Source organism: Aeromonas sp. 5HA1 (assembly GCF_029237245.1).
Taxonomy (GTDB): Bacteria; Pseudomonadota; Gammaproteobacteria; order Enterobacterales; family Aeromonadaceae; genus Aeromonas; species Aeromonas salmonicida.
The window spans coordinates 27,830-39,381 of sequence record NZ_JAACFW010000020.1; the positions used below are offsets into that span (position 1 = coordinate 27,830).

The 11,552-nt window shown below is 59.1% G+C and carries 9 protein-coding genes; all 9 read right to left on the reverse strand.

The window, feature by feature from the left end; all coding sequences use genetic code 11:
- Positions 1–2: 2 nt before the first annotated feature.
- Positions 3–647: an adenylate kinase gene (gene adk, locus GWQ27_RS16940; RefSeq protein ID WP_021139171.1), complete on the reverse strand. Its 645-nt coding sequence runs from the start codon at positions 645–647 to the stop codon at positions 3–5.
- A 257-nt stretch (positions 648–904) separates the two neighbouring features.
- The gene (gene htpG / locus GWQ27_RS16945) at positions 905–2,818 is read right to left on the reverse strand and encodes a molecular chaperone HtpG (protein ID WP_265433626.1); all 1,914 of its coding nucleotides are present in this window, start codon (positions 2,816–2,818) and stop codon (positions 905–907) included.
- Between the two features lie 217 nt (positions 2,819–3,035).
- On the reverse strand, positions 3,036–3,638 hold the full coding sequence (gene recR, locus GWQ27_RS16950; protein WP_042871452.1) for a recombination mediator RecR: 603 nt from the start codon (positions 3,636–3,638) through the stop codon (positions 3,036–3,038).
- A 196-nt stretch (positions 3,639–3,834) separates the two neighbouring features.
- A complete protein-coding gene (gene fdhD / locus GWQ27_RS16955; RefSeq protein ID WP_275907836.1) occupies positions 3,835–4,659 on the reverse strand; it encodes a formate dehydrogenase accessory sulfurtransferase FdhD in 825 nt (274 codons plus the stop codon).
- Between the two features lie 12 nt (positions 4,660–4,671).
- Positions 4,672–6,786 (reverse strand): sigma 54-interacting transcriptional regulator, encoded by a 2,115-nt coding sequence (locus tag GWQ27_RS16960; protein WP_275907837.1) that lies wholly within the window; start codon positions 6,784–6,786, stop codon positions 4,672–4,674.
- 358 nt (positions 6,787–7,144) lie between these two features.
- Positions 7,145–7,543: a hypothetical protein gene (locus tag GWQ27_RS16965; protein ID WP_275907838.1), complete on the reverse strand. Its 399-nt coding sequence runs from the start codon at positions 7,541–7,543 to the stop codon at positions 7,145–7,147.
- Between the two features lie 82 nt (positions 7,544–7,625).
- The gene (fdhF, locus tag GWQ27_RS16970; protein ID WP_275907839.1) at positions 7,626–9,770 is read right to left on the reverse strand and encodes a formate dehydrogenase subunit alpha; all 2,145 of its coding nucleotides are present in this window, start codon (positions 9,768–9,770) and stop codon (positions 7,626–7,628) included.
- Between the two features lie 55 nt (positions 9,771–9,825).
- Positions 9,826–10,425 (reverse strand): 4Fe-4S dicluster domain-containing protein, encoded by a 600-nt coding sequence (locus GWQ27_RS16975; RefSeq protein WP_265421514.1) that lies wholly within the window; start codon positions 10,423–10,425, stop codon positions 9,826–9,828.
- Between the two features lie 423 nt (positions 10,426–10,848).
- Positions 10,849–11,517: a hypothetical protein gene (locus tag GWQ27_RS16980; protein WP_275907840.1), complete on the reverse strand. Its 669-nt coding sequence runs from the start codon at positions 11,515–11,517 to the stop codon at positions 10,849–10,851.
- Positions 11,518–11,552: the final 35 nt, after the last annotated feature.

Genomic DNA, 11,552 nt, shown 5'->3' on the forward strand with positions numbered 1-11,552 from the left:
GCTTAGCCCAGGATGCTCGCCAGCTGCTTGCTGACCTGATCCACCGGCTGGGTACCATCAATCTTGACGTAACGGGTGTTGCCCGCCTCCGCCTCTTTACCGTAGAAACCGATAAGCGGCGCAGTCTGCTGATGATACACATCCAGACGCTTGCGCACTGTGGTCTCTTCGTCATCGGCACGGATCACCAGATCTTCACCGGTCACATCATCCTTGCCTTCCACTTTCGGCGGGTTGAACACCACGTGGTAGGTACGGCCGGAGCCGGAGTGAACGCGACGACCACTCATGCGCTTGACGATCTCTTCGTCCGGCACATCGAACTCCAGCACGAAATCGACCACGACACCGGCATCCTTCATGGCTTGCGCCTGGGGAATGGTGCGCGGGAAACCGTCCAGCAGGAAGCCGTTGGCGCAATCTGGTTGGGCAATACGCTCTTTGACCAGGCCGATGATGATGTCGTCAGAGACGAGCTGACCTGCGTCCATCACGGCTTTGGCCTTGAGGCCCAGCTCGGTGCCCGCCTTGATCGCCGCACGCAGCATGTCGCCGGTGGAGATCTGCGGAATACCGTGTTTTTCCATGATGAACTGAGCCTGAGTACCTTTGCCGGCACCCGGAGCCCCCAACAGAACAATGCGCATACACGCTCCTATTGATTGGTTATTCAATTCTTGAGAAGGCAAAAAACTACACGGTTTCGCTCATTTTCACAAGCTTGCCCCGTGTGAGTGGCTTATTTTTCACCATGTTCCCGCAGCGGCGATGCGACTCGAGCCGCAATGCTGCCCTGAAAAAATGAGTGAAAATGCAGCGCCCCTCAATAACGAAGAGAGGCGCTTGCCCCTTGTCGGACAAGCGCCACATAAAAAAAGCCCACTGCATGCAGTGGGCCGAAACATCATGCCTGGAGTAGCAGACGGTTGATACGGGAGACGAAGCTCGCCGGATCATTCAGACCGCCCTGCTCTGCCAACTGGGCCTGTTCGTGCAGCAGGGTAACCCACTCGCCAAACAGCGCCTCGTCTTCGATGGTGTCGAGTTTCTTCACCAGAGCGTGATCCGGGTTCAGTTCCAGAATGTACTTCTGCTCCGGCACCGGCTGGCCGGCGGCACGCATCAGCTTGATCATCTGGGTGCTCATGCCGTGGTTATCGGTGACGATGCAAGACGGTGAATCGGTCAGACGGTGGGTGACACGTACCTCTTTCACCGCTTCACCCAGGCTGGTCTTGACCCGCTCCACCAGACCGGCGTTGGCCTTCTCGGCATCGATCTGCGCCTGCTTGGACGCTTCATCTTCCAGATCGCCCAGATCCAGCTCGCCACGGGTGACGGAGACCAGCTGCTTGCCATCGAACTCGGTCAGGTGGCTCATCAGCCACTCGTCCACACGCTCCCACATCAGCAGCACTTCGACGCCCTTCTTGCGGAAGATCTCGAGGTGCGGGCTGTTCTTGGCAGCGGCGAAGCTGTCGGCGGTGATGTAGTAAATCTTCTGCTGGCCTTCCTTCATGCGGCCAACATAATCCTCGAGAGAGACGGTCTGGGCTTCGCCCTCGCCCGCCGTGCTGGCAAAGCGCAAGAGCTTCGCGATCTCTTCGCGGTTGGCGTAATCCTCGGCCGGGCCTTCTTTCAAGACATTGCCGAATTCGCTCCAGAACTTGGCGTACTTCTCGCTGTCATCCTTGGCCAGTTTGGCCAGCATGGTCAGCACCCGCTTGGAGCAGGCCTTGCGCAGGGAGACGGTCACCTTGTTGTCTTGCAGAATTTCACGGCTGACGTTGAGGGGCAGATCGTTGGAGTCCAGCACCCCTTTGACGAAGCGCAGGTAGGTCGGCATAAACTGCTCGGCGTCATCCATGATGAAGACGCGCTGCACGTAAAGCTTCAGGCCGTGCTTCTGCTCGCGGTTGTAGAGGTCGAACGGTGCACGGGCCGGCACGTAGAGCAGACTGGTGTACTCCTGCGCCCCTTCCACCCGGTTGTGACCCCACAAGAGCGGATCTTCGAAATCGTGAGCAACGTGCTTGTAGAACTCCTGATACTCCTCGTCCTTGATCTCTTTCGGATTGCGGGTCCAGAGTGCAGTCGCGCGGTTGACCTGCTCCCACTCGCCCGGCGTGCCGACGACGGTCTCGCCATCTTCTTCGCGATCCGGGGTGCCCTCTTTGAACATCTCCACCGGCACGCTGATATGGTCGGAATACTTGGCAACCACGGCGCGCAGACGCCAGTCGTCGAGGAACTCTTCCTCTTCGGCACGCAGGTGCAGGATGACGTCAGTACCACGGCCTTCCTTGGTCACATCGGCCACGGTGAAAGAGCCTTCCCCTTCCGATTCCCACTGCACGCCCTGCTCTGGAGCAGTACCGGCGGCGCGGGAGACCACAGTCACCTTGTCGGCGACGATGAAGGCGGAGTAGAAGCCCACACCAAACTGACCGATCAGCTGGGAATCGCGGCCCTGATCACCGGACAAGTTCTTGAAGAACTCGGCAGTGCCGGACTTGGCGATGGTGCCCAGATGCTCAATCACCTGATCACGGGTCATACCGATACCGTTATCAGAGATGGTCAGGGTCCGATTTTCTTTATCAACCACCAGGCGAACGCGCAACTGGCCGTCGTTTTCAAACAAAGAGGCATCGGAAAGCGCCTTGAAGCGCAGCTTGTCCGCCGCATCGGAGGCGTTGGAAATCAGCTCGCGCAGGAACACTTCTTTGTTGGAGTAGAGGCTGTGGGCCATCAGGCTCAGCAGTTGTTTGACTTCAGTCTGAAACCCGTGGGTTTCGGCATGAACGCTTTGGGTCATCGACACTATCCTCAGGCGATTCGGGTTGAACATATTCCTGATACAAGATGGGGCCTGGGATCCCCATTTCAAGGGGGAAAAATATCTTGGCAGTGCGAATGGCGATTTTTACGCCAACGCTCCCGATGCGCCGCACAGCCGCCAAACAAAAACCCGCCGAAGCGGGTTTAAGAAACAGTGAGCCTGGCGCGGACTCAGTTCAGGGGCTGACGCGGACTCAATTAAGGGGCTGACGCCCCATCAAGGAATGAGAAAGCGTGGTGCCATCCACCAGCTCCAGTTCGCCCCCTACCGGCACGCCGTGGGCAATCCGGCTCACCTTGACGCCAGCGGCACGGGCCATGTCGGCGATATACCAGGCGGTGGCATCCCCTTCGATGGTGGGGTTGGTGGCCAGGATCAGCTCGCTGATGGACTCCGCCTTCAGACGCCGCTCCAGGATCTCCAGCCCCAGCTCCTCGGGGCCGATGCCATCGAGGGGGGACAGGTGGCCCATCAGCACAAAGTAACGGCCGGAGAACTGGCCTGTGTGCTCGATGGCGGCCACATCCGCCGGGCTCTCCACCACACACAGCAAGCCGCTCTCTTCGCGCTTGGGATTGGCGCAGATCTCGCAAAGCGCATTCTCGGTGAAGGTGCGGCAGTGGCTGCAGTGGCCTATCTCGGTCAGCGCCCGGTTGAGCAGCTGGGCCAGACGCAAGCCGCCGCTGCGCTCGCGCTCGAGCAGGGTAAAGGCCATGCGCTGGGCCGACTTGGGGCCGACACCCGGCAGCACCTGCAGGGCCTTCATCATCTCATCCAGCAGGGGGCTGAATTTCATGGGCTAAGTATCCTTTGACGCTGTGTTGGCGGGCGGCGACCTCAGGCACCCCTTGCGGGTGCGGGTTGCTCTTCGCCCGGCCGAACCAATCTTGTTGGCGCAGGACTATACCCGAGCCGCCCCCCGTCCGCCAATGGCCTTGTGCCTGCCAACCCTCTCAAACCACCGATCGGATAACCCGGCATCCATGGCTGCACTACCCCAGCCCGATGCGCTGACGACCGCTGTAGATCTCGGCGCGGCCGGGGCGGCAAAAGCCCACCAAGGTGAGCCCGGTCTGCTCCGCCCGCTCGACCGCAAGTTCGGTGGCGGCCGAGATGGCGAGCAGGATTTCCACCCCGGCACTGGCGCACTTTTGCACCATCTCGAAGCTGGCGCGGCTGGTCACCAGGATGGCGCCGTCGCGCCGCCCCGTGCGGCACAGGTGCCCCACCAGCTTGTCGAGCGCTATGTGGCGCCCCACGTCCTCGCGAATGGCGAGAATATTGCCCTCACCGTCCACATGGACGGCGGCATGGGTGGCGCCCGTGCTCTGCCCCAGCAACTGCAAGGGCCGCAGCGTCGCCAGTACCTTGTCGATCAGGGTCACCTCGAAGCGCTGGCTGTCCGGCAGTTGCGGCAGGGTGCGCACCACCTGCTCCAGGCTCTCGCTGCCACAGATGCCGCACCCCGTGCGCCCGGCCAGGGTGCGCCGCTTCTCTTTGAGGCGATGAATGCAGCGGTTGGCCAGGGTGATATGCAGCTCGATCCCCTGACAGCCGTCAACTTGCTCGATATCGTGGATGTCCTGCAGGCCATCGATGATCCCCTCAGAGAGGGAAAACCCGATGGCAAAGTCCTCCAGATCGGCGGCTGAACACATCATGACGCTGTGGGCTATGCCGTTGTAGACCAGCGCCACCGGGGTTTCGCAGGGCAGCTGCATGGCGCTGTCCGTGGTGACACCATCGCGCTGGTAATGGACCACCTCCCGGTGGGCGCAAAGCGCCTGCGGGGTATCGCTATCGAGTTCGAGCAACATCTGTAGTGCCCCTTAGTTGAGGGTCTGGGGGGCTTTCGCCGAGATACCGAGCCGTTTCATCTTCGACAGCAGGGTGGTGCGTTTCATGCCGAGCCGGTTGGCGGCGCCCCGCTCCCCCGCGACTATGCCGTTGCATTCGCGCAAGGTGTCTATGATGGTCTGGCGCTCGTCCTCCACCCCGTCAGGCTGGCCGTTGCCGCCCTTGAACAAGGCCCGCTCGGGCTCGTCATAGACCAGGGTCTCAATCTTGTGAAAGCCCTTGAGCGGCATCAGTTCATCCGGGGAGAGGTTGAGCACATGGCCCCGGGTCATTACCACGGCGCGCTCTATGATGTTTTCCAGCTCGCGGATATTGCCGTACCAGGGGAGCGACACCAGCATCTTCATGGCATCGGCCGGGATCGAGGTGATGTTGCGGCGCATCCGCTTGGCGATCTTCTTGATGAAGAAGTTGACCAGCAGCGGTATGTCTTCACGCCGCTCGCGCAGGGGCGGCAACTCGATGGGAAAGACGTTGAGCCGGTAGTAGAGATCGCTGCGAAAGCGCTTGTTCTTGACCATGGAGAGCAGATCGCAATTGGTGGCCGCCACCAGCCGCACGTCGATGGCGATGGGATTGCTGTTGCCGACCCGCTCCAGCTCGTGTTCCTGCAATACCCGCAAGAGCTTGGGCTGCAAGTCCAGCGGCATGTCCCCCACCTCGTCCAGAAACAATGTGCCCTTGTGGGCCCGCTCGAAGCGACCGATGCGCTGGGCCAGGGCGCCGGTAAAGGCCCCCTTCTCGTGGCCGAACAGATCGCTCTCGATGAGGCCGGTGGGAATGGCGGCGCAGTTCACCTTCACCATCTCCTGTTCGCGGCGGGCGCTCAGCCGATGGATGGCCTGGGCGATCAGCTCCTTGCCGGTGCCGGTTTCCCCCAGGATCAGCACGGAGCAATCGCTCTGGGCCACCAGTTTCACCTTCTCCAGCACGCTCTCCATGGCGGCGCTTTGATAGATGATGCTGGAAAAATCGGCGTTGGGCTCGAGCTCCGCCACCCGGATCGTCTTCTCGCGGGCGCCGTTGGTGTTGGAGATCTCCTGCTGCGCCTGCACGTTGTTCATGGCAATGGCGGTGCGGGCCGCCACCTGCTCCAGCAGGGAGATGTCGATGTCAGCAAAAAAATCGGCATCCGGGTGGGAGAGGATCAAGACCCCCAGCAGATTGCCCCGATAACGCAGCGGCAGTATGCAGGAGCTGTCCGCATCGGCCGGCAGTATCTGGGTGCTGAAGCGGCAGCTCGAATCGCAGCCGTGGCCCTGCTCCCGATAGATGAAGAAGGGCTCGCTATGGCCGAGCGCACCCTGCAGACAGTTCTTCTCGAAACAGGAGTGGTTGATGATGCCGGGCTGATCGCACTCCTGCTGATTGACCAGATAGCTTTTGAAGCTGTCGGAGGTGGCGTTGTACTCCGCCAGACACAGGCTGCTGATGGCGAAGTGGTGCTGCAGTATGGAGAAAAGGCTCCTCGGCAGCTCGGCGATGCGCACCAATTTAATCACCGCATTGGTGACATCCACCAGGATCTTGCAGCTGTCGCGCTCCAGACGCAGGGAGTTGGCCTGCTCCAGGGTGCGCTCCTTGTCGAGCACGTTTTCGAGCGCAATGGCGACGATGGCCGCCAACTGGGTCAGCTTGGCCAGGGTCTCCATCGGGAATGCATTGGCCTGCGGGCTGATGAACTCCACGCCCCCCAGATGGCTGCGTGCCGTGGTGATGGGCAGCTGGCAATAAGATTGCAACCCCTCATACACTCCGGCCGCCGCCAGCCACTCGCAGCGGTTTTGAAAGCGGGCCACGGGCAGCACTATGGCCTGCTCCCTGGAGAAATAGAGATCGGCCTTGGCGCAGACCAGGTGCTTGGGGCCCTTCTCCCCCATGAAGTAGAAGAGGGCCTCCTCCCCCGCCCCCAGATTGAGGATCAGGTTGACCCGGGTCACACCACCAAAACAGGCGTCAATCCGGTTCAGCTTCTTGATGAAATCATCCAGGGTGACGGCGGAGAGCAGGTTCTTGGAGAGGGAGAGAAAGCCGTCATCCCAGATGGGGGATATGTCGGTTAACGGAATGGCACTCACATTCAGCATTCTGGCCTCACGTTACATCTGTATGGGCAAAAGATTGCAGTCAGCCACGACGGTAAGCACAGCGTCAGCCATATTCGTCAGATGTTATAATTAATTTTTAAAAACTTAACGCTTAATTATAAAAACTAACATGCTTTGAAATAGCGCCGCACTGGCTGACGCATAATAAAGTAGTGCCACTGGCATTACAACCAAGCCAGCCTTGACCTATATCCACTCACCACCTTGAAATATGTCAGCATCGACTGTCAATATTGCGCCACTATCGAAACATCATTATCGCCACAGCGCTATCAAAGCCGCACTATCGGCACCGTTCGCTGCATATCGTGACCAAACAGCCCCCATGCTGCCAGGGTCAAGATGAGATGATCTGGTAGTGATAGAGCTTGAGTCCACCCAGGATGAAACCGGCCGACAGCAGTTGAAAGGCCATCAATAACCCACTGATATTGTCGGCTATTTCTGCCGAGACGGCCTGATGGGTCAGGTAGATGAACAGCGTCATCAGACTCATCAGCAGGCAGTTGATCAAGGTGGTGGAGAGAAAGGCAATCAACCAGGCCAGCTGCACGCTCAGTGCCGCCAGCACGGCGCCCATGGCGATGCGTGCGGCGATAAAACAGCCGAAGAAACCAAACCCCAGCAGAAATATCAACTCGTCATACCACCAAAAGCAGACCAGCCCCAATAACATCACCAGAAAATAAGCGGAAACATAAAAGATCCCGAATGAGAGAGTTAATTCATTTTTCATGAAGGACACCTGCCAGCTGAAAAAAGGATGAGAGGATCCGGGCCCTGTGAACAGAGCCTGGATCCACTTTATTTAACGACGATTACCCCTTGGCGGCGCTGCGCAATTTCGCCTTGAGCGCGCTGTATTCAGTCTGGACGTACACTTCCGCCTCGGGCTGATCCTCAATACGCTCAATCTTCACCGCGCAGTACTTGTACTCGGGGGTGTAGGAGACGGGATCAAGGTGCTCTATGGTGAGCTCGTTGCACGCCCCGATCCACCACTGGTAGGTCATGTAGACCACACCGGCGTTGACCCGCTCGTTGTAGTTGGCCCGGGTGATCACCTTGCCGCGTCGCGACGAGATCCACACCAGCGCCTGATCCTTCACCCCAAGCTTTTGCGCATCGCTCGGGTGGATCTGCACATAGCCGGGCTCATCGGCCAGGGTCTGCAGCGCCGAGCAGTTGCCTGTCATGGAGCGGCAGGAGTAGTGTCCTACCTCCCGCACGGTGGAGAGCACCAGCGGATACTCAGCACAAGGCTGCTCCAGCGGCGCACGCCACTCGGAGGCAATCAGCTGACCCTTGCCACTCGGGGTGGTGAACACATTCCCCTCGAACAGGGTGCTGGTGCCCGGGTGATCCTCGGTCGGGCAAGGCCACTGCACGCTCTTGAGATCCGCCATCTTGTCGTAGCTGACCCCGGTATAGAGCGGGCAAAGGGCGCGCATCTCGTCCCAGATCTGTTGGGTGTCGCGATACTCCATGGGGTACCCCATGGCGGTGGCCATCAGCGAGAAGATTGCCCAGTCCGGCTTCACGTTCTCGGGTGGCGTCACCGCCTTGTAGAAGCGCTGGAAGCCGCGATCCGCCGAGCTGTAAACCCCCTCGTGCTCGCCCCAACTGGTGGCGGGCAGGATCACATCCGCCATCTCGGCGGTCTGGGTCATGAAGATGTCCTGCACTATCACCAGATCCATGCCGCCCAGGGTGCGCCTGAACTGGGCCAGGTCGGCCTCGGTCTGGGCCGGATCTTCACCGAAGATGTAGAAGGCCTTGCACTTGCCCTCCTCCACCTTGTGACTGAGTTCGGTCAGACGATAACCGGGCTGTTGGGAAAGGGACGGCACGCCCCACGCCTTGGCAAACTTGGCGCTGATGGCGGGGTCGCTCACGGACTGATAGCCCGGGAACTGGTGCGGCAGCATCCCCATGTCGCAGGTGCCTTGCACGTTGTTCTGCCCGCGCACCGGGCCGCAGCCGGTGCCGCGGCGACCGAAGTTGCCGGTCAGCAGCGCCAGACTCGCCAACCCTTTCACCACGTCCACCGCCTGACCGTACTGGGTCACCCCCATGCCCCACAGGATCATGGAAGCGGGTGACTCAGCATAGGTGCGCATGGCGGCGCGGATATCCGCGGCTTTGAGGCCGGTGATCCCCTCCACGTATTCCGGGGTGTACCTGGCTACCGTGGCCTTGAAGGTCTCGAACCCTTCGGTGTAGTTGGCGACATACTCCTTGTCGTAGAGCCCCTCCGTGATCAGCACATTGGCAAAGGCATTGACCAGCGCCATGTTGGAACCGTTGTTGAGCGGCAGCCACTGATCGGCGATACGGGCGGTTTCCACCATGCGGGGATCACAGACGATCAGCTTGGCGCCCCTGGCTTTCGCCTTGAGGATATGGCGCGCCACGATGGGGTGAGAATCGGCAGCGTTGTAACCAAACACCAGCAGGCACTTGGCATCTTGAATTTCGGGAATGGCGTTGCTCATGGCGCCGTTGCCTACAGTTGTCTCCAGACCGGAGACTGAGGGTGCGTGACACACCCTCGCGCAGTGGTCGACGTTGTTCGTCCCCAGCACTGCGCGGGCAAATTTCTGCATCACATAGTTGGCTTCGTTGCCCGGGCCCCGGGCAGAGCCGGTGGTCATGATGGCGTCGGCACCATACTTGGCCTTGATGGCCGCCAAACGGCTGCTGGCATAGGCGATAGCCTCATCCCAGGAGACGGATTCGAGCTTGCCACCGCGCTCGCGGCGGATCATGGGGCTCTTGAGACGGGGGGTCAGCAGATTGGTGTCGTTGAGAAAATCCCAACCGTAGAACCCCTTGAGGCACAGCTGCCCCTCGTTGGTTCGGCCGTTGGCGCCTTCGGCGCCCACCACCTTGTCGTTTTCAACCAGCAGGTTGATCTTGCAACCGGTGCCGCAATAAGGGCAGACGGTAATGACTTTTTTCATGACTCACACTCTTGTTTGTTTACGATAAACGGAGGGCACCACCAATGGGTGGACCTCACGCTCCGGGCAAACAGGACGCCATCGCCTCGACACTGGCCAGCTGTTTCTGCCGGCTTAGCGTCTCCAGGATCTCGGGGGTCACCAGACGCAGTGCCTGGGTGGGGCACACCTCGACGCAGGCCGGGCCGGCCTCGCGATGACGGCAAAGATCGCACTTCAAGGCTTGCGCCTTGGTCTGCGGGCGCTTGAACAGCGCATCCGCTGCGGGTGCCACCTCTTTCATCACCACGCTCATGGCGCCATAAGGACAGGCCACCACGCAGGATTTGCAGCCGATGCAGCGCGCTTGTATGACCTTGACGCAGCCATCCTCGCTGACGATGGCATTGTTGGGGCAGGCCATGGCGCACGGCTTGTCTTCACACTGGCGGCAGAGCACGGGCGTGGTCACCTTGCTGCCCACAATCACCTTCAGGCGCGGCTGAAAATAGCTGTCCTTGGAGACCAGATGTCCATCCTCGATGGCAAGATGCAGGCCGCCTCCCCGCTCAAGGGTTCCCGTACAGGAACCTGACTGGTGTGACACGGCGCACGCCACCTCACAGGTACGACACCCAATACAGAGACTGGGATCTGCAATCACGAAGCTGTTCATAGAGAGGGATCCTAAATGGTTCGTTACTGCCGCACTGGCATCGCCCGGCGTGCCCAAGTGTCATCACCTCAGGGGGCAATACACTCAAACACCGACGACGCAGCCGGCTCACCCACAAAGCATTTATCAGACCAGAAAAGGAAATGAGCGAAATGAAGTTAGCAAGCAACTGAAAATAAAGGAGTAATCAGAATCGTAGACGAAGGTTTTCAGGCCGGTGACGATGACAACCGCAGGCCGTAACAGTGATCGACACGACAAAAGTGACGAGCTCGACACCGGCTGACAGGCACGCCAGATCGAACGTCGAAAACCTCTGGCAAGCGTTCACAAACACGTGGTTACGATGTAGGGCAGAAAAGGATAAGGTCAGCGCGGCAGGAATGCTGGCCTTGATAAACCAGAACAGGGAGAGGAAGGATGTTAACCCGCAACCACGGGATCATCAGGTATATGATGACTCTCCATAAACTCACGCCACTCTGGCTCCAGCGCAAGATCAGCCTGTTCTTGCAGACTTAGTGAAACCCAGAAGGGCAACCACAGATAATCCCACCAATACTCCACATCCCCCTGTAGTGACCCCACGTTCTCGGGCTCAAACCAGGGAAATGACTCTGCTGGCAGTGGCGGCTGCAAAGCACTGCACTGAACCGCCGCAAGCACGTCAAGATCATTGCAAGCAAACGAGACAATGACACCTCCAAATGCGGGGTACAGAAAGAGCATCATTTTTTGGACGGGCAAATGCTGCGCATTCTTCATCATGACCTGAGTGCTCAGATTTGGATTAACCACATAACCAGCATGCAGGCAGATCTGGAATAACCGCGTCAGGCTCGCCTCTGATACCAAGAATCGGACTACATAAGCCTCAATTGTCATGCCAGGCGGAATTGGCACAGGGTATTGGTCACACATACAGGGTGGCAAACTGGTAAAGCCACTCCCTTTGAATACTTCTCTCATATGCAGGGATGCTCGCTCATGCGTCCCTTTAAGTAATTTTTTAAACACACGCCTCAAATCGATGAACACACCTCTCCCCCCTATGCTCGAAAATTTCAAATCTGCAAACAAAAAGGCATTCAAGCGACAACTCGAATACTGTGGCACAGTACACGCTG

What these genes read in the sequence shown, in the direction of transcription:
- adk (WP_021139171.1), bottom strand. Translation starts at nt 647, where the DNA reads ATGCGCATTGTTCTGTTGGGGGCTCCGGGTGCCGGCAAAGGTACTCAG.
- htpG (WP_265433626.1), bottom strand. Translation starts at nt 2,818, where the DNA reads ATGACCCAAAGCGTTCATGCCGAAACCCACGGGTTTCAGACTGAAGTC.
- recR (WP_042871452.1), bottom strand. Translation starts at nt 3,638, where the DNA reads ATGAAATTCAGCCCCCTGCTGGATGAGATGATGAAGGCCCTGCAGGTG.
- fdhD (WP_275907836.1), bottom strand. Translation starts at nt 4,659, where the DNA reads ATGTTGCTCGAACTCGATAGCGATACCCCGCAGGCGCTTTGCGCCCAC.
- GWQ27_RS16960 (WP_275907837.1), bottom strand. Translation starts at nt 6,786, where the DNA reads ATGCTGAATGTGAGTGCCATTCCGTTAACCGACATATCCCCCATCTGG.
- GWQ27_RS16965 (WP_275907838.1), bottom strand. Translation starts at nt 7,543, where the DNA reads ATGAAAAATGAATTAACTCTCTCATTCGGGATCTTTTATGTTTCCGCT.
- fdhF (WP_275907839.1), bottom strand. Translation starts at nt 9,770, where the DNA reads ATGAAAAAAGTCATTACCGTCTGCCCTTATTGCGGCACCGGTTGCAAG.
- GWQ27_RS16975 (WP_265421514.1), bottom strand. Translation starts at nt 10,425, where the DNA reads ATGAACAGCTTCGTGATTGCAGATCCCAGTCTCTGTATTGGGTGTCGT.